At 62.0% G+C, this 23,386-nt stretch carries 25 protein-coding genes; 18 read left to right on the top strand and 7 right to left on the bottom strand.

Annotated features, from left to right (window positions below; translation table 11 throughout):
- Nucleotides 1–22 precede the first annotated feature (22 nt).
- Complete coding sequence (locus ACMHLQ_RS10660; RefSeq protein WP_415404760.1) at nt 23–370, bottom strand: nuclear transport factor 2 family protein; 348 nt, start codon at nt 368–370, stop codon at nt 23–25.
- A gap of 1 nt (nt 371) precedes the next feature.
- Complete coding sequence (locus ACMHLQ_RS10655; protein WP_415404759.1) at nt 372–1,238, bottom strand: branched-chain amino acid aminotransferase; 867 nt, start codon at nt 1,236–1,238, stop codon at nt 372–374.
- A 149-nt stretch (nt 1,239–1,387) separates the two neighbouring features.
- Here ACMHLQ_RS10655 and ACMHLQ_RS10650 point away from each other — a divergent pair, with 149 nt between their 5' ends.
- The 7 genes from ACMHLQ_RS10650 (at nt 1,388) to ACMHLQ_RS10620 (ending at nt 7,348) form a co-directional block, all read left to right on the top strand.
- Nucleotides 1,388–1,900 carry a MarR family winged helix-turn-helix transcriptional regulator gene (locus ACMHLQ_RS10650; protein ID WP_415404758.1) on the top strand — a complete coding sequence of 171 codons (513 nt, stop codon included), beginning with the start codon at nt 1,388–1,390 and terminating at the stop codon, nt 1,898–1,900.
- A complete protein-coding gene (locus ACMHLQ_RS10645) occupies nt 1,897–2,598 on the top strand; it encodes a response regulator (RefSeq protein ID WP_415404757.1) in 702 nt (233 codons plus the stop codon). Before ACMHLQ_RS10650 ends, ACMHLQ_RS10645 begins: the two co-directional genes overlap by 4 nt.
- 37 nt (nt 2,599–2,635) lie before the next feature.
- Nucleotides 2,636–3,574, top strand: coding sequence for a histone deacetylase family protein (locus ACMHLQ_RS10640; protein ID WP_415404756.1), 939 nt, complete (start codon nt 2,636–2,638; stop codon nt 3,572–3,574).
- Entirely contained in the window at nt 3,571–3,813 is a 243-nt protein-coding gene (locus tag ACMHLQ_RS10635) for an exodeoxyribonuclease VII small subunit (protein ID WP_415404755.1), read from the top strand. Before ACMHLQ_RS10640 ends, ACMHLQ_RS10635 begins: the two co-directional genes overlap by 4 nt.
- A 2-nt stretch (nt 3,814–3,815) precedes the next feature.
- The gene (locus ACMHLQ_RS10630; protein ID WP_415404754.1) at nt 3,816–4,682 is read left to right on the top strand and encodes a polyprenyl synthetase family protein; all 867 of its coding nucleotides are present in this window, start codon (nt 3,816–3,818) and stop codon (nt 4,680–4,682) included.
- A 7-nt stretch (nt 4,683–4,689) separates the two neighbouring features.
- Entirely contained in the window at nt 4,690–6,618 is a 1,929-nt protein-coding gene (gene dxs, locus ACMHLQ_RS10625) for a 1-deoxy-D-xylulose-5-phosphate synthase (protein WP_415404753.1), read from the top strand.
- Nucleotides 6,619–6,691: 73 nt separating this feature from the next.
- A complete protein-coding gene (locus tag ACMHLQ_RS10620; protein ID WP_415404752.1) occupies nt 6,692–7,348 on the top strand; it encodes a hypothetical protein in 657 nt (218 codons plus the stop codon).
- Here the strand turns inward: ACMHLQ_RS10620 and ACMHLQ_RS10615 are convergent.
- On the bottom strand, nt 7,336–7,926 hold the full coding sequence (locus tag ACMHLQ_RS10615; protein ID WP_415404751.1) for an exopolysaccharide biosynthesis protein: 591 nt from the start codon (nt 7,924–7,926) through the stop codon (nt 7,336–7,338). The two genes, ACMHLQ_RS10620 and ACMHLQ_RS10615, sit on opposite strands and share 13 nt — an antisense overlap.
- Nucleotides 7,913–8,764 (bottom strand): SDR family oxidoreductase, encoded by an 852-nt coding sequence (locus ACMHLQ_RS10610; protein ID WP_415404750.1) that lies wholly within the window; start codon nt 8,762–8,764, stop codon nt 7,913–7,915. The genes ACMHLQ_RS10615 and ACMHLQ_RS10610 overlap by 14 nt, the downstream gene beginning before the upstream one ends.
- A 75-nt stretch (nt 8,765–8,839) precedes the next feature.
- Between ACMHLQ_RS10610 and ACMHLQ_RS10605 the strand changes: the two genes are divergently transcribed.
- The gene (locus ACMHLQ_RS10605; RefSeq protein WP_415404749.1) at nt 8,840–9,466 is read left to right on the top strand and encodes a class I SAM-dependent DNA methyltransferase; all 627 of its coding nucleotides are present in this window, start codon (nt 8,840–8,842) and stop codon (nt 9,464–9,466) included.
- Nucleotides 9,467–9,505: 39 nt separating this feature from the next.
- Here ACMHLQ_RS10605 and ACMHLQ_RS10600 read toward each other — a convergent pair whose 3' ends face one another.
- Complete coding sequence (locus ACMHLQ_RS10600) at nt 9,506–10,234, bottom strand: class II aldolase and adducin N-terminal domain-containing protein (protein ID WP_415405268.1); 729 nt, start codon at nt 10,232–10,234, stop codon at nt 9,506–9,508.
- Nucleotides 10,235–10,376: 142 nt separating this feature from the next.
- Entirely contained in the window at nt 10,377–10,808 is a 432-nt protein-coding gene (locus tag ACMHLQ_RS10595) for a glyoxalase (protein WP_415404748.1), read from the bottom strand.
- Between the two features lie 115 nt (nt 10,809–10,923).
- Between ACMHLQ_RS10595 and ade the strand changes: the two genes are divergently transcribed.
- The 3 genes from ade to ACMHLQ_RS10580 all read left to right on the top strand — a co-directional run bounded on the left by ade (nt 10,924) and on the right by ACMHLQ_RS10580 (nt 14,613).
- Nucleotides 10,924–12,726: an adenine deaminase gene (gene ade / locus ACMHLQ_RS10590; protein ID WP_415404747.1), complete on the top strand. Its 1,803-nt coding sequence runs from the start codon at nt 10,924–10,926 to the stop codon at nt 12,724–12,726.
- On the top strand, nt 12,723–14,183 hold the full coding sequence (locus ACMHLQ_RS10585; RefSeq protein ID WP_415404746.1) for an AMP nucleosidase: 1,461 nt from the start codon (nt 12,723–12,725) through the stop codon (nt 14,181–14,183). The genes ade and ACMHLQ_RS10585 overlap by 4 nt, the downstream gene beginning before the upstream one ends.
- A 142-nt stretch (nt 14,184–14,325) precedes the next feature.
- The gene (locus ACMHLQ_RS10580) at nt 14,326–14,613 is read left to right on the top strand and encodes an HU family DNA-binding protein (RefSeq protein WP_415404745.1); all 288 of its coding nucleotides are present in this window, start codon (nt 14,326–14,328) and stop codon (nt 14,611–14,613) included.
- A gap of 55 nt (nt 14,614–14,668) precedes the next feature.
- On the opposite strand, the gene ACMHLQ_RS10575 is transcribed toward ACMHLQ_RS10580, so the two are convergent.
- Nucleotides 14,669–16,036: a DUF3179 domain-containing protein gene (locus tag ACMHLQ_RS10575; protein WP_415404744.1), complete on the bottom strand. Its 1,368-nt coding sequence runs from the start codon at nt 16,034–16,036 to the stop codon at nt 14,669–14,671.
- Nucleotides 16,037–16,169: 133 nt separating this feature from the next.
- Here ACMHLQ_RS10575 and ACMHLQ_RS10570 point away from each other — a divergent pair, with 133 nt between their 5' ends.
- The 7 genes from ACMHLQ_RS10570 (at nt 16,170) to ACMHLQ_RS10540 (ending at nt 23,343) form a co-directional block, all read left to right on the top strand.
- Nucleotides 16,170–17,039, top strand: coding sequence for a DMT family transporter (locus tag ACMHLQ_RS10570; protein ID WP_415404743.1), 870 nt, complete (start codon nt 16,170–16,172; stop codon nt 17,037–17,039).
- Nucleotides 17,040–17,108: 69 nt separating this feature from the next.
- A complete protein-coding gene (locus ACMHLQ_RS10565; protein ID WP_415404742.1) occupies nt 17,109–17,507 on the top strand; it encodes a thioredoxin family protein in 399 nt (132 codons plus the stop codon).
- Nucleotides 17,461–18,483 carry a GlxA family transcriptional regulator gene (locus ACMHLQ_RS10560; protein ID WP_415404741.1) on the top strand — a complete coding sequence of 341 codons (1,023 nt, stop codon included), beginning with the start codon at nt 17,461–17,463 and terminating at the stop codon, nt 18,481–18,483. Before ACMHLQ_RS10565 ends, ACMHLQ_RS10560 begins: the two co-directional genes overlap by 47 nt.
- Before the next feature lie 52 nt (nt 18,484–18,535).
- Nucleotides 18,536–19,783 carry a glycosyltransferase family 4 protein gene (locus ACMHLQ_RS10555; protein WP_415404740.1) on the top strand — a complete coding sequence of 416 codons (1,248 nt, stop codon included), beginning with the start codon at nt 18,536–18,538 and terminating at the stop codon, nt 19,781–19,783.
- Nucleotides 19,784–19,786: 3 nt separating this feature from the next.
- Nucleotides 19,787–20,566 (top strand): NAD-dependent epimerase/dehydratase family protein, encoded by a 780-nt coding sequence (locus ACMHLQ_RS10550; RefSeq protein ID WP_415404739.1) that lies wholly within the window; start codon nt 19,787–19,789, stop codon nt 20,564–20,566.
- Complete coding sequence (locus ACMHLQ_RS10545) at nt 20,563–21,189, top strand: sugar transferase (protein WP_415404738.1); 627 nt, start codon at nt 20,563–20,565, stop codon at nt 21,187–21,189. Before ACMHLQ_RS10550 ends, ACMHLQ_RS10545 begins: the two co-directional genes overlap by 4 nt.
- A gap of 198 nt (nt 21,190–21,387) precedes the next feature.
- Nucleotides 21,388–23,343, top strand: coding sequence for a polysaccharide biosynthesis protein (locus tag ACMHLQ_RS10540; protein WP_415404737.1), 1,956 nt, complete (start codon nt 21,388–21,390; stop codon nt 23,341–23,343).
- Nucleotides 23,344–23,386 lie beyond the last annotated feature (43 nt).

Below are 23,386 nucleotides of genomic sequence, written 5' to 3'. Positions count from 1 at the left end.
GTGACGGGCGGGAAGGCGCCGATCAGCGCTGCGGCAAATGGCAGGCCGAGGCCTCGACCACCAGACCATCGGGACCAAACCGCAACGTCTCTGCCGCCAGCACGTCGCGCTGATTGCGGTAGGTGATCACCAGCATGCCGTGGCCGTGCAGCACGTCGACAACGACAAAGGACAGCTCTGGCTGTGCCGCAAGGGCGCGGGCCCAATAGTCGCGCAAGGCGGCCTTGCCACGCAACTCTCCGTGCCCGACCAGACGCATCGCCTTGGCCGAGCGAAAGGTCACATCCTCGCTGTAATGCGCAAGGATGCGATCAATGTCGTGCGAGTTCCAGGCGGCCTCCCACTCGACGGCGAATGCGTCGAAATCCACGTCAGGCGCGCACCATCTTGTCGTAGCTTTCCGCGATCTCGCGCGTGATGGCGCCAACTTCGAAATTGTAATCCGCGATCTCGCCCACGGGTGTCACCTCGGCGGCGGTGCCGGTCAGCCAGCACTGCTCGAACCCCTCCAGCTCTTCGGGCATGATCACGCGCTCATGCACCTTGATCTGACGGTCCTCAAGCATGCCGATCACCGTCTGGCGTGTCAGCCCATTGAGGAAGGCGTCGGCCTTGGGTGTGTGCACCTCGCCGTCCTTGACGAAAAAGATGTTGGCACTGGTCGCTTCGGCGACATAGCCACGATAGTCCATGAACAGCGCGTCCGAACAGCCTTTGGCCTCAGCCGCGTGCTTGGACGTGGTGCAGATCATGTACAGACCCGCCGCCTTGGCATGCACGGGGATGGTTTCGGGGCTGGGGCGTTTCCACTTGGCGATATCCAGCTTGGCACCCTGGAACTTGGCATCGCCGTAATAGCTGCCCCATTCCCAGGCCGCGATGGCCAGATGCACCGGGTTGCGCGCGGCGGCGACACCCATGTCTTCGCCCGCGCCGCGCCATGCCACCGCGCGCACATAGGCGTCAGTGTGGCCATTGGCGGTCAGCACCTGCTGCTTGGCGGCTTCGATCTCATCCACGGTGTAGGGGATGTCAAAGTCGAGCTGGCTGGCGGAAAAATGCAAGCGCTCGGAGTGTTTACGGCTGAGGAAGATCTTGCCGTTATAGGCCCGCTCGCCCTCGAACACGGACGAGGCATAGTGCATGGCGTGGGACAGAATGTGGACATTCGCACTGCGCCAGTCGACCATCTGGCCGTCCATCCAGATTTTCCCATTGCGATCATCATAGCCAGCCATGGCGCCCTCCATTTTACATTTATTGCGTGAATATGTCCGATGCGGACATAAAGTTGCGCAAAACCTGCGATTCGATAGCCCTTCGCCCTTGGAATGTCAACAAGGCTGACATAAACTGGCGTCAAAACAAGAGTTGATACGAGGACAGTATGGCTGACGGACGCCCAAGTGCCGCGATCAGCGGGGAAAACCTGCTGTTTCTCACGGACGAGCAATTGCGCCAGGGGATCGAGGCGATGTTTTTCGCCTATCGCGGATTCACGGCCGATCCTGATCGCATCCTGTCTGACATGGCCTATGGGCGCGCGCATCACCGTGCCATCCACTTCATCAACCGCGCTCCGGGCACGACGGTGAACAACCTGCTCAACATTCTGGGCGTGACCAAACAGTCGCTCAACCGCGTGCTAAGGACGCTGATCGAGGACGGGCTGGTCGAATCGCGCGTCGGCCAAACGGACAAGCGCGAACGTCACCTGTACCTGACCGAAGATGGACGCGCGCTCGAAGGGCGGTTGTCGGATGCGCAACGCGCCCGCATGCGCGCCGCGTTCCGCGATGCAGGCCCCGAGGCCGTGGCGGGCTTTCGCACTGTGCTCGAGGCGATGATGGACACGGAAATGCAACGCACCTACACAAGACTGAAGGAGAGCGGCGCATGAGTGACTTTGATGCCCATCTGTTGATCGTCGATGACGATGAACGCATCCGTACGTTGTTGCAGAAGTTCCTGATGCGGAACGGGTTTCTGGTGACGGCTGGCCGCGATGCCGAACACGCGCGCCGTATCCTTGCGGGCCTCGATTTCGATATGATCGTGCTGGATGTGATGATGCCGGGCGAGGATGGGCTGAGCCTGTGCCGGTCCTTGCGCGAAACACATTCCACCCCGATCCTGCTGCTGACGGCCAAGGGCGACACCGAAAACCGGATCGAGGGGCTGGAGGCGGGCGCTGACGACTACCTGCCCAAACCGTTCGAGCCCAAGGAACTGCTGTTGCGCATCAACGCGATCCTGCGCCGTGTGCCGGATGTCGCCGCAGACGAGGCCGCGCCGAAAATCCTGACCCTCGGTCCCATCCGCTATGACATGGAGCGGGGCGAGATGTGGCAAGGCCCCGATCTTGTCCGCCTGACTGCGACCGAGATGCAGTTGATGAAGCTGTTTTCCGCCAAGCCCGGCGAGGCCATCAGCCGGGCGCAATTGGTCGAGGATCTGGGCCGGGACCGTGGGCAAGCGCAGGAACGCGCCGTGGATGTCCAGATCACCCGCCTGCGGCGCAAGATCGAAAGCGACCCCAAACAGCCGCGCTATCTGCAAACGGTGCGGGGTGCCGGATACATGCTGGCGCCTGACTGACCCTTCGGAATTTGCATATTTTTGGAACAATGAAGCCATGAGCACCGCCCTGCTGACCCACGCCGACGGCCTCTTGCACGTCACGCCGCACGGTATGCCGGAACAGGTCGCGCGGCTTGACTATATCCAGCGCGCGCTGGCGGACCTCGATTTGGTCCGCGTCGATCCGCCCTTGGCTGATGACGCGTCGATCGCGCTGTGCCACCCGCAGGACTACATTGATTTCGTTCGCTCCAAGATCCCGAGTGATGGCTTTGCCGGTCTCGACCGGGAAACCGACGCTGAAACCTTCCTCTCGCCCACCTCTTACAATGCCATATGGCGCGCTGCCGGGGGCGCGGTCAAAGCCGTGGACATGGTGCTGGACGAGGAAGTGACCAACGCCTTTGTCGCCATGCGCCCGCCCGGACATCACGCAGAACAGTCCCTGCCCATGGGGTTCTGTATCTTTGGCAACGTCGCCATCGCGGCCAAGCACGCGCTCGAGGTGCACGGGCTGGAACGTGTCGCCGTGGTCGATTTCGACGTGCATCACGGCAACGGCACCCAGGCGCTGTTGCAAGACGACCCCCGTGCGCTGGTGGTGACCAGCCAGCAGATGCCGCTTTGGCCCGGCACGGGCGCGGCGACGGATCGTGGGCCACACGGTACAGTGCTGAACCTGCCCTTGGCACCCGGCACCGACGGGGATCATGCAATCGCCGCATACGAGCGCGAGGTGATCCCTGCGCTCATCAAACATCAGCCCAACCTTATCCTCGTCTCCGCTGGCTTCGACGCCCATCAGGACGACCCGCTGGCGCAGTTGAACTGGACGGTCGACACCTATACCCGCCTCACCGATCTCATCACCGAAACTGCACAAACGCTGTGCAAAGGCCGGGTGGTATCGGTGCTGGAAGGCGGCTATGATCTGGACGCGCTGGCGCTGTGTGCCCGCGCCCACGTGCAATCGCTGATAAAGGCCGCCCCATGACTGACCGCCCCGTTGACGAGATGAGCTTTGAAGAAGCGATGGCCGAGCTGGAACAGGTGCTGGGCCAGTTGGAGCGGGGCGACGTGGCGCTGGATGCCTCCATCACGCTCTATGAACGCGGTGCCGCGCTCAAGACCCGCTGCGAGACCAAGCTGCGCGAGGCCGAGGAAAAGGTCGCCGCGATCACTACGGACAGCGATGGCAACCCGACCGGGTTGAAAGCGACGGGCGATCTCTGAACGTGTTCCATGACCGACTGAAGGACGCAGGCCGCGCCATTCAGGCGCAGTTTGATGCCGTGCTGGGCGCACGCGATCCGTTGCCGGTGGTGCAGGCGATGGCGCACGCGACCCGGGGCGGCAAACGCCTGCGCGGGTTCATGGTTCTGATGGGCGCGCGGCTGCACGGGATCGACGGGCAGGCCGCCATCTGGCCAGCGACGGGGATCGAGGCGCTGCATGCCTATTCGCTGGTCCACGACGATCTGCCGTGCATGGATGACGACGATCTGCGGCGCGGCGAACCCACCGTGCACGTGAAATGGGATGAGGCGACTGCCGTTCTGGCCGGGGATGCGCTGCAAACGCTCGCGTTCGAGCTGGTGACGCGGCCCGAGGTCGGATCGGGCGATGTGCGGGCCGACCTTGCCGCATCGCTTGCCATTGCCTCCGGCGCGCAGGGCATGGTGCTGGGCCAGGCCCTCGACATCGCCGCGGAAACGGCGGATGCACCCCTGACCCTCGATGAAATCACCACCCTGCAACGGGGCAAGACCGGCGCGCTGATCGAATGGTCGGCCACGGCCGGTGCGCGCATGGCGCAGGCCGATATCAGCCCGCTCCAAACCTATGCGCGCGCGCTCGGCCTTGCCTTCCAGATTGCCGACGACGTGCTGGATGTGACCAGCGATGCCGCCACGATGGGCAAGGCCACGGGCAAGGATGCAGAGGCGGGCAAGGCCACCTTTGTCTCCCTTCTGGGGCTGGACGAGGCGAAACGCCGCGCAGATGCGCTGGTGACCGAGGCCTGCGATGCCTTACATGTATACGGAGCCGAGGCAGACGTTTTGCGGGATGCCGCCCGTTTTGTCGTCGCCCGCAAGACGTGAGACTGCCATGAGTGATCGCCCCAAAACCCCGCTGCTGGATACGGTCCAGCGCCCCGCCGATCTGAAACGGTTTTCAGATGCACAACTGCGGCAAATCGCGGATGAGGTGCGGGCCGAAACGGTGTCAGCCGTTTCCGTCACGGGCGGGCATCTGGGCGCTGGTCTGGGTGTGGTGGAACTGACTGTGGCGCTGCACGCAGTCTTTGACACGCCCCGGGACAAGCTGGTCTGGGATGTCGGTCACCAGTGCTACCCCCACAAGATCCTGACCGAACGGCGCGACCGCATCCGCACCCTGCGGATGAAGGACGGGCTGAGCGGGTTCACCAAGCGCAGCGAGTCGCCCTACGACCCGTTTGGCGCGGCACATTCCTCGACCTCGATCAGTGCCGCGCTTGGCTTTGCCGTGGCCCGCGATCTGGGTGGAGCCGACCCGGTCGGTGCGGGCGATGCGATTGCCGTGATCGGTGACGGATCGATGAGTGCGGGCATGGCCTATGAGGCGATGAACAATGCCGGTCACCTTGGCAAGCGCCTGATCGTGATCCTGAACGACAACGAGATGTCGATTGCCCCGCCTGTGGGCGCGATGTCGTCCTACCTGTCGCGCCTCTATGCGCAAAACCCGTTCCAGGATTTCAAGGCCGCCGCCAAGGGCGCGGTCAGCCTGCTGCCTGAACCCTTCCGCGAAGGGGCCAAGCGGGCCAAGGAAATGCTGAAAGGCATGGCTGTGGGCGGCACCCTGTTCGAAGAGTTGGGGTTTTCCTATCTCGGCCCCATCGACGGGCATGACATGACCCAGTTGCTTCCTGTTTTGCGCACCGTTAAGGAACGCGCGACCGGCCCAATCCTGATCCACGTCCTGACGAAAAAGGGCAAAGGCTACGCACCCGCCGAGAGCGCCCGCGACAAGGGGCACGCAACGGCCAAGTTCGACGTGATCACGGGCGAGCAGAAGAAGGCCCCCTCGAACGCGCCCAGCTACACCAAGGTCTTTGCCGAGGCGTTGATCAAGCAGGCACAGGCGGATGACAAGATTTGCGCGGTGACGGCGGCGATGCCGGACGGCACGGGCCTCAACATGTTCGCCGAACGCTACCCCAGCCGCTGTTTTGATGTGGGCATCGCCGAACAGCATGGCGTGACCTTTTCTGCCGCGCTGGCGGCGGGCGGGATGAAACCGTTCTGCACGATGTACTCAACCTTCCTTCAGCGCGGCTATGACCAGGTTGTGCACGATGTGGCCATCCAGCGGTTGCCCGTGCGCTTTGCCATCGACCGCGCCGGATTGGTGGGGGCGGATGGGGCGACACATGCGGGCGCGTTTGATGTGGCGTACTTGTCCAACCTGCCCGGTTTCACGGTCATGGCCGCGGCGGACGAGGCTGAGCTGGTCCACATGGTTGCGACGGCTGCGGCGCATGATAGCGGCCCCATCGCATTCCGTTTCCCACGTGGCGAGGGCACGGGCGTCGAGATGCCGGAACGCGGCACCCCGCTTGAGATCGGCAAGGGGCGCATGATCCAGGAGGGCAAGGGCGTGGCCATCCTCAGCTTTGGCACCCGGTTGAGCGAGGTGCAAAAGGCGGCCGAAAACCTGGCCGCCAAGGGGATTACACCCACCATCGCTGATGCCCGCTTTGCCAAGCCGCTGGACCGTGATCTGATCCTTGATCTGGCCACGAGGCACGAGGCGCTGATCACCATCGAAGAGGGCGCCATCGGCGGCTTTGGCAGCCATGTCGCACAACTGCTGGCCGAGGAAGGCGTGTTCGATACCGGGCTCAAATACCGCTCCATGGTCCTGCCAGACATCTTCATCGACCAAGCCAACCCGGCGGACATGTACGCGGTTGCAGGCATGAACGCCGAACATATCGAGGCCAAGGTGCTGAACGTGCTTGGCATTGCGTCATTGGGCGAGGCCCGCGCGTAACGCTTGTGTCAGGGCCAAGGGTGCGACAGGTTGCGGGGATGACTGTAGCGCGCGCAACACCGGTGATCCCGCGATGAACATCCACAGCCGCCCGATCCACATCTATCGCTGGGCCGTGTTCCTGCTGGCCGCGGGCTATTGCCTCTACCAGATGCTGTTTGGCAATTGGGGAGGACCCGGCGGGCCATTTCGCTATCTGACCGTCTGGGCGTTGTTCCTGTCGTTCTATGCCGCCAGCCGCATGCTCGCCCTGACCGAACACCGCATCACCCGCAGGCACGAGGTGACGGCCATGTGCGCGGCGGTGCTGAACGTGATGGTCGTGTTCCTCTACTGGCGGCTCTATTTTACCGATCCGAAACTGGTGAACGGCAATGGCCAGATCATCTGGTACCTAGAATACTATCTGCACGGATTGGGACCGGCGCTGCAGATCATCGACGCCCTGTTTGTCGGGCGTGTGTTCCGCCGCGTGTGGCGCGGCATCGCGCCGCTGATGCTGATCATAGGGGCCTATGTGGTCTGGGCCGAATTGTTCGTGCAGCGGTTCAATGACAAGCCGACGGGCAACGTGACCAGCGGGTTGCCATACCCGTTCCTGAATTCGATGGAATGGCCCGAACGGGCCGTTTTCTACGCGATCAACGCGGGCACGGCGCTTGGCCTGTTGGTCGTGTTTGGGGTCATTGGCGCTGTTCTATACCGGGTGATGCGCCCTCAGGTCGCCTGAACCAGCCACAGGATCAACGCAGCCATGCCGCCGATCACCCCATAGCCGAACAAGACGTACAGCCCGTCGCGCGTCAGCAGTCCGAACGACATGAGCGCCACCGCGCCCGCGCCAATGGATGTGACAAAGGGCAACAGTTCGAGAAACGGCCAGACCATCGGCACAAGCAGGCAGGCCAGCAATGTCAGCCACCGCAGCGGCCCGGACGTGAGGATGCGCAAGCGCGGATGTGAATGACGGTCGATCCAGGCGGCGGGGCGGCGCATCCGAGCGACCGCCCTTTGCAACCGATCCGACCGGACCGATCGGTTGCGCAGCAAGGCGGGCAACCACAGGTGTCGGTTTGGCAAGAAGGCCTGCGCCATAATCAGCAGGATGATCGCGGCGGACAGGGTGGGCAAACCGGGTATCCCCGAGAGGGGCGAGACCAGGATCAGCGATATGGCCAGCACGATGGGCGTGATGGAGCGATCCCCGATCTCATCCAGCACACCCTGCACCGTGACCGTGTCCGCTTTGGCGGCGGCCTCGAGACTATCGAGCAGATCGCCCAGGCTGTTCGGTTCAGTCGTGGTCATCGGCCAAGAGGGCGGCCAGCCCGTCCCGGTAAGAGGGGTAAAGCAGTGTGACGCCCAACTCGTCCTTGATGCGGTCGTTTCTGACCCGCTTGCTTTCGGCATAAAAGCTGCGGGCCATCGGGGTCATGTCGGCGCTTTCGAAATCCTCGGCTGGGGGCAGGGGCAGCCCCAGCAACTCGGCTGCGTGGCCAATCACATCCTGTGGCGGGGCCGGGTCGTCGTCGCACAGATTGTAAACGGCCCCGGGATTGGGCCGCGCGATTGAGGCGGCAACGATCTGTCCAATATCCTCGACATGGATGCGGGAAAACACCTGACCTTCCTTGATGATCCGCCGCGCGGTTCCTGCGCGCACCTTGGCAAAGGGGCCGCGCCCGGGCCCGTAGATGCCCGCAAGGCGAAAGATATGCAGCGGCAAATCAGGGATGGCTTGCCACGCGGCCTCGGCCTCGACCCGCCATTGGCCCCGGCGGGTCGAGGGGGTGAGGGCACTGTCCTCATCGACCCACCCGCCTTGATGGTCGCCATACACGCCCGTCGTTGACAGATACCCGGCCCATTCGAACGTACTGCGTGCGATCTGGTCGCCCACGGCGCGCAGAACCGGATCGCCGTCCGCATCCGGCCCGGCCGAGATCAGCAGATGTGTCGCCGCATCAATGGCCTGCGACAGATCGGTGCCGGGAAAGACCAGCGGTTCGATCCCGGTCTCGGCAAGGGTTGCAGCCTTTTCCGCGCTGCGCGTGGTGCCGATGATGCGCCACCCCTGCGGCAGCAACAGCGCGCTCAGCGCTTTCGCGGAGTATCCATGCCCGAAAGAAAGAAGTGTTTTGCTCATGCGCTATAGGTGAACCTTGCCGCGCGGCGGGACAAGAGCCTTGCCAACTTTGCCGCGTCCTTGCCTAATCCGCACATGAGCAACGATCCTGATCTGGACAGCGCCTACGCGCTCAAGACGCCCGAAGACTCTGTGCGCCTCTATCGTGACTGGGCGCAGAGCTATGACGCCGATTTTGCCGATGCGTCTGGCTACGTCCTGCACGAAGAGGTGGCGCGCCACTACGTAACGATGGGCGGCTTTGGCCCGGTGCTGGATGTTGGTGCGGGCACGGGATTGTGCGGCATAGCCCTCAGGGCGCGGGGCATTGAGCCCGTCGATGGCACCGATATCTCGCCCGAAATGCTGTCGGTCGCCAAAGGCAAGGCCGCCTACCGTCACCTCTTTCCCGGCAACCTGCTCGATGGGCTAACCTTGCCCGACGGCCCCTATCAGGGGCTGGTGAGTTCGGGGACTTTCACGCACGGGCATGTCGGCCCGGGCGGCATTGATCCGGTTATGGACGCTGTGCGACCGGGCGGCTGGATCGTCTTGTCCGTGAACGCAGCGCACCACCAAGCGGCAGGATTTGCCGACAGGGTTGCGCAACTGGACGGTGAGATAACCGATGTCAGCCAGACCGAGGTGGCGATCTATGGCCCCGACGCGCAGGGCCCCCACGCCCAAGACACCGCGCTGCTGTTGGCATTTCGCAAGGCTTGATCCCCGAGAACGCGTCGCGCAGACAGGTAGAAATCTGCATCAGCTGGCGTAGTTTGACCCTTCTTCATCCAGGATCGCCTTCAGCTCTGACAAATGCCGCTCGTCCTGCTCGGGATACTCCTCGATTTCCCGCGCCGTCTTTTCCGCGACATCATCCGGGATTAGGCGCAAGGGTTTGCCGCTTTGCAGCGCCAGCAGGTAGGTCTGGCACGCCCGTTCAAAATAGAACATCCGGTTGAACGTATCGGCCACGGTGTCGCCCAGCACCATGATGCCGTGGTTGCCCATCACCATGACCTTCTTGCGGGGGTCGTCGAACAGCTTGGCACAGCGTTCGCCCTCTTCCTCGAAGGCCAGACCGCCGTAATTTTCATCAACGACGACGCGGTCAAAGAACATGCAGCCATTCTGATCCACAGGTGGCAACCGGCTGTCGGCCAGCGCCGCAAGCGCCGTCGCATAAGGCGAATGCACATGCATTGCGCAGCGGGCATGGGCGCAGAATTTGTGCATTCCGCCATGCAGTCCCCACGCGGTCGGGTCGGGCGCATCGGGGCCTTCCATGCTGGCCGGGTCGTTGGCATCGACCACGATCAGGTCCGACGCCTTGATGCGCGAAAAATGCATCTGGTTCGGGTTCATGAGAAACTGAGTGCCGTCATCGTTGATGGCGAGGGAAAAGTGATTGGCCACCGCCTCGTGCATGTTCAGCCGCACGGTCCAGCGAAAGGCTGCTGCCAAGTCGACACGTTCCTGCCAATGGTCGATGTTTGGGCGAGATCTCGGTGACGGACATGATGCGGGCTCCCTGCTGTCCTGCACAGTCTGCCTGCGATCCTGTCGTCTGATCAACTCAAAACCATGACGCGGTATCAGGTCGCTCAGGCAAACCGGACACCATGACCGCACACTAACCGATGGCGTCCTTTGCCCGCGAGGGCACCCATGCATAGCCGTTTTCGCACAGAATGTAGGCTTCGCGCAGGCCGTGCGGCTTGTCCAACGGTTCGGCGAGGATGGTGGCACCCTGTGCCGTCGCACGTTTGACCGCCTCATCCGGGTCGGTGTCATACAGGTGAATCTCCAGCCCGGCACCGCGCGGCGGGTTCTCGGGCAACAGTCCCAAAAGCGGGTGTGAATGGTACGTCCCGTCGCTGTGCAACTGAAACACCTGATCGCCATAGGTCATGATTGCGAAATCCGCGGTCGGCTGGTGTGCCTTCATTTCAAAGACATTTTTAAGAAAGGCGACCTCGGCCGCGACATCCCGCACCAACAGGTTCAACCCGATCCCCCGAAGGGCACGGCCAAAACTGTCTGCGTCTATTGTTTCGTAATCCATAAGGTCAGCCTTGCTGATCTATTCGCATCCGTCAAGTTCGGCGGATAAGGTGACAGTTTCACGACATGCCAATGCGCCCTCTTGCACCTTCCCGCGAAACTTGATCCAACGGGACATGGAACATGACCTTTTCCCGTCCTGGCCCGATGTTGCCCCAGATCTTGTGAATGTTGCCGCGGGTCGCGCGTTAGCCGACACCGTTGTTCGCGGTGGAATCTGGGTGAATGTGCACACGCGCGAAGCGCTGCCAGACCACGACATCGCCATCAAACAGGGCCGTATCGCCTGCGTTGTGCCGGATGCCAGCCATTGCATCGGCCCCGATACCGAGGTGATCGAAGCCGATGGGCGCTACATGATTCCCGGCCTGTGTGATGGTCACATGCATATCGAATCCGGCATGTTGACCCCGGCGGAATTCGCTGCTGCCGTCATTCCGCACGGCACGACCACGATGTTCACCGACCCCCACGAGATCGCCAATGTGCTGGGTCTTGCCGGCGTGCGCCTCATGCATGACGAAGCGCTGATGCAGCCCGTCAACATCTGGACGCAGATGCCGTCTTGCGCGCCCTCGGCACCGGGCATGGAAACCACCGGGTACGAGATCAGCGCCGAGGACGTGGCCGAGGCCATGGCGTGGCCGGGCATCATTGGTCTTGGTGAGATGATGAACTTTCCCGGCATGGCGGCCGCCGATCCACAGATGCTGGCCGAGGTCGCGGCAACCCAGCGCGCGGGCAAGACGGTGGGCGGGCACTATGCCTCGCCCGATCTGGGGCCAGATTTTGCGGCCTATGTCGCAGGTGGACCTGCGGATGATCACGAAGGCACGGTCGAGGCCGACGCCATTGCCCGGATGCGGCAAGGCATGCGGTCGATGATCCGGCTGGGCAGCGCCTGGTACGACGTGGAAACGCAGATCACCGCGATCACGGAAAAGGGGCTGGACCCGCGCAACATGATCCTGTGCACGGATGACTGCCATTCTGGCACGTTAGTGAATGACGGGCACATGAACCGCGTGGTGCGCCATGCGATTGCCTGCGGCTGTGACCCGTTGGTGGCATTGCAGATGGCAACGATCAACACGGCCACCCATTTCGGGCTGGAACGCGAGATCGGGTCGCTAACTCCGGGACGACGGGCCGATGTGATCCTGACATCCGATCTGACGACACTGCCCATCGAACAGGTGATCGCGCGCGGAAAGACCGTCGCGATGAACGGGAAACTGACGGCCGACTGCCCGCATCTCGACTGGCCGAACACGGCCCGACAAACGGTGCATCTGGGCAAGACCCTCGCAGCATCGGATTTCGAGATCAAAGCCCCCGAAGGACGCAACTCCGTCACGGCAAATGTCATCGGTGTGGTGGAAAACCAGGCCCCTACCAAGGCGCTGAAACGGGATATGCCTGTCAGCGATGGCAAGGTCGAAAGCCACGGCGACACCTGCCAGATCGCGCTGGTCGAACGGCACCGAGCGACGGGGGGCGTGGTGAATGCGCTGGTTGCGGGCTTTAACTATACGGGCAAGATGGCCATGGCTTCGACCGTGGCGCATGACAGCCACCACATGATCGTGGTGGGTACGGATCGCGATCAGATGGCGCTGGCGGCCAACCGGCTGGCGGAGGTGGGGGGTGGCATCACGATCTACCGCGACGGCGAAGAACTGGCGCTGGTCGAACTGCCCATTGCGGGCCTGATGTCCGACAGCCCTGCCCACGAGGTGGCGGCCAAGGCCGACAAGATGGTGCAGGCGATGGAAGCCTGCGGCTGCACCCTCAACAATGCCTATATGCAGCACTCGCTGCTGGCCCTTGTGGTCATTCCCGAACTGCGGATTTCCGACCTTGGGTTGGTCGATGTGCGCACATTTGAATTCATACCCATACTCGAGCCAACAACATGAAAACACTTAGTCAGGGCACCCATGCCCACACCGAGTTTCACGACGCTGCGGCGGCGGTGGAACAGCTGAAAACCCTCTACAGCGAAGCGTCCGAGTTCCTGTGCACACAGTTCCTCGCCGCAATGGAAAATGGCCCGCCAGAGGGGCGCATTCGGGCCTACTATCCCGAAATCCGCTTTACCACGTCCAGCTATGCGCGCGTCGATACGCGCCTCAGCTTTGGTCACGTGTCAGACCCCGGCACCTATTCCACAACCGTCACACGCCCCGATCTGTTCGCGAACTACCTCACGCAGCAGATCGGGCTGCTGATCACCAACCACGACCAACCGGTCGAGATCGGGTATTCGACGACGCCTATGCCGGTGCATTTCGCGGTGGCAAATGATCCCGACATCACAGTCCCGCAACAGGGGGCTGCGTCTTTCCCCCTGCGGGATGTGTTCGACGTGCCAGACCTGAGCAATACCAATGATGACATCGCCAACGGCACCTACACGCCGATCGATGGCATCGGGCCGCTTGCCCCGTTTACCGCCCAGAGGATCGACTATTCGCTGGCCCGCCTGTCGCATTACACCGCGACCGACCCGTCGCATTTCCAGAACCATGTGTTGTTCACGAACTACCAGTTCTACGTGTCCGAGTTCGAGGGCTATGCCCGCGCGCAACTCGATGATCCCGACAGCGGCTACACGTCTTTTGTGTCGACCGGGAATGCCGAGATTACGGCGGGCGACCAACCCCTGCCCGACAGCCCCAAGACACCGCAAATGCCGACCTACCACCTCAAGCGTGCGGATGGGTCCGGGATCACCCTCGTCAACATCGGTGTTGGCCCGTCCAACGCCAAAACCGCGACCGACCACATTGCCGTGCTACGCCCGCATGCCTGGCTGATGGTCGGGCACTGTGCGGGTCTGCGGAACTCTCAGGCGCTGGGCGATTTCGTTCTGGCGCACGGGTACTTGCGCGAGGATCACGTGCTCGACAACGACCTGCCGCCCTGGGTGCCGATCCCCGCGTTGGCCGAAATCCAGATCGCGCTGGAAGAGGCGGTGGCTGGTGTGACCAAGTTGAAAGGGTACGAGTTGAAGCGGATCATGCGCACCGGCACGGTTGCGACGCATGATGACCGCAACTGGGAACTGCGCGACCAGCGCGGCCCGGTACAGCGCCTGTCGCAATCGCGCGCCATCGCGCTGGACATGGAAAGCGCCACGATTGCCGCAAATGGCTACCGGTTCCGCGTGCCCTATGGCACGTTGCTCTGTGTCTCGGACAAGCCGTTGCATGGTGAATTGAAGCTGCCCGGCATGGCCTCGAACTTCTACAAAGAGCAGGTCGCACGCCATCTGATGATCGGAATCCGGGCGATGGAGCACCTGCGCGGCATGCCGCTGGAACGCATCCACAGTCGGAAATTGCGGTCATTTGACGAGACTGCGTTCCTGTGATGGGGGCCTGACGGGGCGAAAACCGCCGAAAACACCGGTTTTTCCCTTGCGCGCGGCCACTATTCGTTGTGTTTTGCCACCACATACCGTTACAAAACGGACATGAGGCCCAAATTGTCGGGCAGACGAAGGAGACCAGAAAATGGCAAAACCTATGACAAAGACCCAGCTCGTCGCCGCATTGGCCGAAGAAATGGGAACAGACAAGAAATCCGCCGGCGGTGCGCTGGACGCAATGTGCGCCCTGATCACCAAGGAAGTGTCCGGCGGTGGTGCTGTCACTCTGCCCGGCGTTGGCAAGATCTATTGCCGCGAGCGCCCCGAGCGTATGGTGCGCAACCCTGCGACCGGTGAGCAGTTCAAGAAAGAAGCGGACAAAGTGGTCAAGATGACCATCGCCAAAGCGCTGAAAGACAGCGTGAACGGCTAAGTCTGCAGTCAGACTGATACGAAAGGGTCGCCCGCTTGGGCGGCCCTTTTGCGTTTCACCCCTCAAACACCGTGGCCGCATCGCCCATGTAGTTGTCCCACGCAAACCAGTACGAGATATGCCCGGCCACGCGCGGCAGTCTTGTCCCGTCCGGACCCAGCAAGGCGTCTTCGGTCACACGCCACTCGGCGCCATCTTGATCGCTCAGCCGCCCACCCTTTGGCGTGAACGTCCGCGCTTGTCGCTCATAGGCCCGCACGGTGCGCGTCTCCGTATCCCCGATCAGCAAAAGCGGCGTGTTCGCGATCCCGTCATTGATCACCGCCTGCCCGTCAAAGGCCGCCAGCGGCCATGCGCGCGCCGCGCCGAACTGCCGGACCGTGAAAACATAGTCCTTTTGCTGATGCACACGCTGATCGACCTGCGCGGGGAACATCAGGTCGGGAGAGGCGAAGTAGTCGTTGTAAACGACACCTGACCCATAGTTGCGGCGGTGCCCGGTCTCGAGGCTCAGCACCTTGGTTCCGGGATTGGACATTTTCCATTTGTCCCATGTGGTGATGACCACCGGGCGCTGTCTGAGAGCGATGCCGCTGCCTACCAGCGGGCCAACCACCGGTTCACCGGTGTACTGGTTCCACAGTGAATTTGTCTCGCGGTCGAACATCAGCTTGTTGGACCGGTATAGGAAACCGGACGAACCAAAGACCAGCGGCTTCGCGCGCCCCTCCACTTGCGTCTCGAACAGAATGCCCGACCCGCACAGCGTGCAATAGGCCAGCGCCAAAGGCACGCCGCCGATCACCTCGTTGAACATCTCGTGCCAGCCCATGATGCGCAGCGGATAGGCACGGGCATCGCCATTGATCGACACACCAAAGACGAGGTCGTCGTCGCGCAGGTAATCGGCCGCCGCCGCTTCCAGAAGATCGGGATTGTCGAGCGATGGAATGCCGTCCTTGACCACGCCGCCCCATGCAATCTCTTCCAGCCGGATGCGCATTTGCTCGGGCTGGATATGTTCGGGGCGCAGGAAGTCCGAGAAATTCTCGTCGATCCGCACCATCAATTCGCGTTTGAAGGCGGGAAAATCGGCATGCGGCGTGATCTGCGGATTTTGCTCCTGCCACAGCATCCACGCGAACCAGTCGGTAAAGTGATCCTCGCCCGTCAGCGCGGTGAGCGTTTCGGCGATCTGCGGGCCGCGCGAGCGGGAAAACCGCAACGAGTTGATCAGGCTGGCCACGACATCGGGATTGTTGCGCGCCCTCAGCTGCGCCATTGCCGCCTCGAACTCGGATGTGGGGGCGGACAACGGGGCGTGCATCGCCTCCAGGATCGACATCTCCTGTGCCATGGCAGCGTGGGGCAGGGCGACCCCGGACAAGGCCAGCCCACCGAATCTGCGGCGCGATAGTTTCATGGATCACCTCCCGTTACCTGCGCGCACTGTGCACGGTCGAGTGATCACATGCACCGCAAAGGGTCGTGATCAGCCCGCTTGCATCCCGTACCGAATTGCCAGAACGTCCGCGCGGAACGGCAAGGGCAGGCTCATGGATTTTCGCGCGATTTTGATGGGGCTGACATTCGCGCTGATCTGGTCCTCTGCCTTTACCTCTGCGCGCATCATCGTCACCCATGCGCCACCGCTTGCGGCATCTTCGCTGCGCTTTTTCATCGCTGGCATCATCGGTGTCGCCGTTGCGCGCGCACTTGGGCAGTCGTGGCGGCTGACGCGCGACCAATGGCGCGCGACATTTGTTTTCGGGCTGTGCCAGAACGCGATTTACCTGGGCCTCAACTTCGTCGCGATGCAAACGATCGAGGCATCGCTGGCCTCGATCATCGCCTCGACCATGCCGCTCATGGTGGCCTTTGCCGGGTGGGTCGTGTTTCGCGACCGCTTGCCGACCCTTGGGGTCGTTGGCCTCGTGCTTGGGATCGCCGGGGTGATCATGATCATGTCGGCGCGGTTGCAGGCGGGCGTTGACCTCTATGGCATCGGGCTGTGCGTGGTGGCCGCGGTTGCGTTGACCGTCGCGACACTGTCGATGCGCACCATGTCGTCGGGTGGAAACCTGATGATGGTGGTGGGCTTGCAGATGTTCGTGGGGGCCGTGGTGCTTGGCATCGCGTCGGCCCTGACCGAGACAATCGTGGTGACCCCCACACCGGCGTTCTATGCGGCCTTTGCCTACACCGTTTTTGTCCCCGGCTTGGTGGCAACGTGGATCTGGTTTTCGCTGGTGGCGCGCATCGGGGCGGTCAAGGCGGCCACATTCCACTTTCTCAACCCGTTCTTCGGGGTGGCGATTGCGGCGCTGCTGCTGGGCGAACGGTTGGGCCCGCTGGATGTGGTCGGCGTGATCATCATCGCCGCGGGCATTCTTGCGGTGCAATTGTCACGTCAGGCCAAAACCTGACGCAAGACTCTTGCGCCAACGCGCGCCCGTCATATTCTGCGCCCTGATTTCAATTCCCGGAGCCTGTTTATGCACCGCCGCGCATTTTTGTTACTGTCCACTGCCGCCCTGATCCCGGGGACGGCATTTGCCTATCCGGCCCAGGAATTTTCCCCCGCCGTCTGGAGCGATCTGCGTGACACAGACCAGACCGTGATCCTGAACTACCGGGCAACATGGTCGCTGACCTGCCAGATCAAGGCCGACCTGATCGCAGAGGCACTGGCCGAAAACCCGAATTACGGGCAGCTGCTGTTCGTGGACGTTGATTGGGATACATTCGGGCGCTCTCAACTGACCGAGCGGCTGAAGGTCAAGCGGCGCTCGACCCTGTTGGTGATGAAGAACGGCAAGGAAGTTGCCCGCCTCGTCAACGAACCCTATGCCCGCCGGGTGCGGGCCCTTCTGGACACTGCCCTTGCAGCCTGACGCCACTGGCCCCAAACGCTATGCCTTTCTACTGATACCGGGTTATTCCCAACTGGGCTTTGCCTGCGCGCTCGAAGCGCTGAGCCTTGCCAACATCCACCCGTCGGGGCGCGAGTTTTACACGTGGCGCCTGATCGGAGAGACGGGCGACCCCGTGCCCGCATACAACGGCGTGACGGCGGCGGTTGATACGGCGCTGCCTGAACTGGGCCGGGACGAAACGCTCGTGGTCTGTGCGGGCAATGACGCGGCCCTTGGCAGCACCAAGGCAGTGCTCAACTGGATCCGGCGCGAGACCCGCAAGGGCATGGATTTCGGGGCGCTGTCCTCGGGGACCTACACGCTGGCATTGGCGGGCCTGCTGTCGGGCAAACGGGTGACGACACATTGGGAGTATCGCGAGGCCCTGACCGAGCTGCTGCCGGATGTCATCATCGATTCCAGCCTGTTTGCTGTTGATGGCCGGGTGTTCACGACGGCGGGCGGTGCGGCGTCGATGGACATGATGCTGGACCGGATCAGACAGGATTACGGCACCGACCTCGCCACATGGGTCGCGGATCAGATGGTCTACACCGACCCGCGCGCGGCCACACATGGGCAACGCCTGTCGCGGCGGGCCCGGCCCGGAATGGTGCATGGCAAGCTGGGGATCGCCTTGCAGATCATGGAAAACAACCTCGAAGACCCGCTGCGCCCGGACGAGATCGCGCAAGTGATCGAACTCAGCACCCGCCAGCTCGAACGGTTGTTCGCCAAACATCTCGGCATGTCGCCCAAGCGTCACTACCTGCAATTGCGGCTGGAAAAGGCCCGGGGACTGCTGCGCCAGACCAGCCTGAGCGTCACGGACATCTGCGTGGCCTGCGGTTTCCGATCCCTGTCGCACTTTTCCAAAAGCTACCGGGGCACCTTTGGCCTCAGCCCGGGGCAGGAAAAACGTGGCACTGGGGCAATTTGGCCCGCGCAACCATGATTGCGCCCGGCGTCTGAGGCGGCTATCCAAATGCCAGCACGGTGAGGATTTCATGAAGCTATTGTTTGTGCACCAGAACATGCCGGGCCAGTACCGCGAATTGATCCAGTGGCTGGCAGCACAAGGCGGGCACGAGATCGTCTTTCTGACCCAGCGCAAGAAACCCCCGGTCTTCGAGGGGGTGCGCACGGTCCAGTACAACTCGCACCACACCGCACCCGAGGATGGGTATGGCCTGTCCCGTACGTGGGAAACCGCGTCAGGCAGCGGGTTCGGCGCCGTGAACGCGCTGAGGGATCTGGTGGACAGCGGCTTTCAGCCTGACATCGTGATCGGCCACGTGGGGTGGGGCGAAATGACGTTCTTCCGCGAGGTGTTGCCAGAAACGCCGATGATCGGGTTCTTTGAATACTACTACTCGGTCCACGGCGGCCCGGTCGGGTTCGATCCCGAAAGCCCGGTCAGCGCGCACGCACCCTACATCATGTATGGCCACAACGTGGTTCCCCAGATGAATATCGGGGTGGTGGATGTCGGCCACAGCCCGACCATGTGGCAGCGGAATCGTTTCCCCAAAAGCTTCCACGACAAGATCTACGTTTGCCATGACGGCATCCGCACGGACAAGCTGGTGCCCAACAAGAAGGCGAGCGTGACCCTTGGCCGGATTGGCCGCCCCCTGACCCGCAAGGACGAGGTCGTGACCTACATGGCCCGCAACCTCGAGACGACGCGCGGCTATCACCAGTTCATGCGGGCCGTGCCCCGGATACAAAAAGCGCGCCCCAATGCGCGGATATTGGTGATTGGTGGCAATGATGCGTCCTATGGCGGGAAATCCAAACATCCTGGCGGCCTGCGCGGGCAGATGGAGGCCGAGGTGGGGCATCTTCTCGATTGGGACAGGCTGCACTTTCTTGGGCAGGTGCCATACGAGAACTACCAGCAGATCATCCAGATCAGCACGTGTCACATCTATCTGACCATGCCCTTTGTCCTGTCGTGGTCTCTGCTGGAAAGCATGTCCATGGGGGCCACCATCGTGGCCAGTGACGTGCCCCCGGTGCGCGAGGCGATGACCCATGGCGAAACCGGTCTGCTTGTCGACTTCTTTGATCCCGAAGCCATCGCGGCGCAGGTCGTCGATGTGCTGGCCCGCCCAAAGGATTTCGCGCATCTCGGCATCGCCGCACGCCAGCATGTCGTCGATACCTACGATTTCCACACCATTTGCCTGCCCGAACATATCCGCCAGATCAACGCGCTGGTGCCCGCCGACAAACAAATCGCGATGCCATAGATCATGAGCGTTGTTGTCCTAGGTGCAGGCGGGCGATTGGGCCGACTTCTGGCCCCGCGTTGGTCTGATGGGGCCCGCTGGCTGACGCGCGCGGATGTCGATGTTCTGGATGCGGATGCGCTGGCACATGCGCTGACGGGCGCAAGCGCGGTCCTGTGCCTTTCGGGCGTCACCAACGGCACGGATCGCGCGATGTCGCTGAACACCACTTTGGCGCGCGCTGCGCTTGACGCTGCGGCCCGGGCGCAGGCGGGGCGAGTGTTCCTGTTCTCATCCGCAGCCGTCTATGGCGCGCAGGGCGGTCGTCTGTCCGAGGACGGGCCCACCGCCGCCACGTCCGACTATGGCGAGGCCAAGATTGCGATGGAAGAGATGGCGGCCACCCATCCTCATCCCTCAACGGTGCTGCGGCTCGGCAACGTGGCCGGAGCGGACGCCATCCTTGATCGGTGGCGTCCGGGCTTTGCGCTCGACACATTTCCAGACGGCTCGACGCCCAAACGCAGTTATATTGGCCCCAACACGCTTGTCCGGGCCTTGCGCACATTGACCGGGCAACACGATTTGCCTGCGATATTGAACCTTTGCGCGCCGGGATGCGTTGAAATGGGTGCGCTTCTGGATGCGGCTGGCCTGGCTTGGGCACACAGGCCGGCGACGGATGAAACGATTGGCGAAGTGTGGCTCGACACGCGGGTTCTTGAGACGATCGTCGCGTTTTCACCGACGGACAGCACGCCCGCAGGTATTGTGGCCGATTGGCAGCGAGGGTTGAACACATGACATGGCGCAAGCGCATTTTCGATCTGTTCTTTGCCAGTCTGCTGGTCCTGATCCTTGGGCCGATCATCCTCTACCTGATCTGGGTGATCTGGCGTAAACAGGGCCGCCCGCTGTTTTATGTGGCCGAACGGATGAAGACGCCCGAGCAGAGTTTCGGGCTATGGAAGTTTCGGACCATGACCGTGGTGGATGCGGATGCGGGTGTGTCGGGCGGCGACAAGGTGTCCCGCATCACGCCCCTGGGGGCGAAGCTGCGCGCCAAGCGGTTGGACGAGTTTCCGCAGCTCTGGAACATCCTGCGCGGCGACCTCAGCTTTGTCGGGCCGCGCCCGCCCTTGCGCGAATATGTCGAGCGGTTCCCGGATATCTACGAAAAAGTGCTGCAATCGCGCCCGGGTGTGACGGGGCTGGCGACAATCCGCTTTCACAAACACGAGGACAGATTGCTGGCCCGGTGCCGCACACCCGAAGAAACGGACGACGTCTACACCCGCATCTGCGTCCCGCGCAAAGCACGGCTGGATCTGATCTACCAACGCAACCAGTCAACCTGCTATGACTTTGATCTTGTGTTCCAAACCATCGGTAATCTCTTTCGTCGCAACCGCTCAACCGGGACTTGAATTGCGCGATTGACTTACCGAATCACTTCAAATGTGCAAAAAATGTGCACCCGATGCTTATTACATCGGAGAGCCGAAGCATAAAGTTGCCAATTTGAGGTGAGTTTTTCTAGTGGTGCTACAAGTTAGCACAAATTTGATACTTGGCTGATTTATACGTCCCCCAGGGTGCGTGACCCAGTCGATTAAGAGGACGCGATGATAAGCCTGTTGAAATCGTTGTCACGGACACAAAAGCGCAATTTGCTGATCGCAATTGACTCGATGTTGATCCCTGCGGCGCTGTTTTTTGCCTTCAGCCTGCAATTGTCCACGGCAAATGCGTGGGAGATGACGCAGTCGTACCTGCCCATCCTTCCCTACATGCTGATCGTGTCGGCCGCACTGTCCGTCTGGCTTGGCATTTGTTCCACCACGCTCAACGAATACGAATCCGGCTCGATTGGTCGGACGGCTGTGTTCGCGTCCTTGCTGGCGATGACATCGACCCTGCTGACGGCGGCATCGAACATGCCCCTGTCGCTCAGCACGCATATCGTTTTTGGCATCACCTTCTTCGTCTTTTCCATCATCAGCCGGGCCGTATTGCTACAGGTCGTGCTGGCCATCTATCGCAACGGGACAAACCGCTATCGCGTGCTGATCTATGGTGCGGGGACCACGGGGATGCAGCTGGTGTCGGCCCTGCGAAACCACGAAATGATCGAACCTGTAGCGTTTGTGGACGACAATCAGGCGCTGCAAGGGGTGAGCGTCCTGCGCCTGCCGGTCTACAGCCCCGTGCGCATCGCCGAGATCGTGGCAGAGCGGAACATTGATCGTGTTCTGCTTGCCATCCCGTCCCAAAGCCACCCCAAACAGATGCAAATCGCCCGCCGCCTGCAAAAGATGGGGCTTGAGGTGCAAACGCTGCCCTCGTTCTCGCAACTGATCGGAGAAGAGGCGCTGGTTGAGAAACTGACGCCTGTGAACCCGCGGAACTTCCTGGGGCGCGACGAAGTCGACCGCCGCCAGGGCGAAGCCGCCGAAGCCTATGAGGGGCGTCGTGTTCTCATTTCCGGCGCAGGCGGCTCCATCGGTTCGGAACTCAGCCGTCAGGTGCTGGAATGCCATCCGTCCCGGATCGTGCTGTATGAATTGAGCGAGCTGGCGCTGTACCAAATCCATCAGGAACTGATGCAACTGGTTGAAGGCAGCGATATCGAGATCATTCCGCTGCTGGGGTCCGTGACAGACGGGCGCCAGGTTAGGCGCGTGCTGCAGGACTACGACATTCAGGTAGTCCTCCATGCGGCCGCCTACAAACATGTGCCGCTGGTCGAATTCAACCCGCTCGCCGGTCTGGCCAACAACGTGCTGGGCACCCAGACGCTGGTGACCGAGGCCGCCAGTGCCGGGGTCGAGCGGTTTGTTCTTATCTCGTCGGACAAGGCTGTGCGTCCCACAAACATCATGGGCGCATCCAAGCGGCTGGCGGAACTGGTGGTGCAGGACGTGGCCCACCGTATAGCGGCCAAACGCGGCCTCGTCTTTTCGATCGTGCGCTTTGGCAATGTGCTTGGCTCGTCCGGATCGGTCGTGCCGCTGTTTCAGGAACAGCTGCGCCGGGGTGGCCCGCTGACCGTGACGCATCCGGATGTGTCGCGCTACTTCATGACCGTGCAAGAGGCTGTGCACCTCGTGCTGCGCGCCGGGTCGCTGGCGAAAGGGGGCGAGGTGTTTGTTCTGGACATGGGCAAACCGGTCAAGATCGAACAGCTTGCGCGGCAAGTCATTGAAAGCGCAGGCTTTACCGTGCGTGACTTGCAGAACCCCGAGGGCGATATCGAGATTGAGTTCACCGGTCTGCGCCCGGGCGAAAAGATGACCGAAGAGCTGACGCTGAACGGCGCGCTGATCGGCACCGGACACAAGAAAATCTTCTTTACCGTCGAGAAAAGCCTGAGCGAAATCGAGGTGGCCTCGGCCGTACGTTCGTTGCGCCAGGCCTTGGCGGCGAGCGACGAGGATGCAGCGCGCGATATCGCCAAACGGTGGGTCGAAGGCTACAGCACCGTGGACGCGACACCCGAAGAAGATCGCGAAGTGTTCACCCTGTATCCTGAAAGACGCGCTTTGCCGCCTGTCCGGCCTGATCTGCGTGCTTTGCGTTGATTTCAAACACGTGGCCGTGATCTAAACTGGCCAAACATCGCAA

The sequence above is a fragment of the Tateyamaria algicola genome (assembly GCF_047715485.1).
Taxonomy (GTDB): domain Bacteria; phylum Pseudomonadota; class Alphaproteobacteria; order Rhodobacterales; family Rhodobacteraceae; genus Tateyamaria.
Note: the sequence above shows the minus strand (reverse complement) of the source record. Positions and strands in the feature narration are given on the sequence as shown.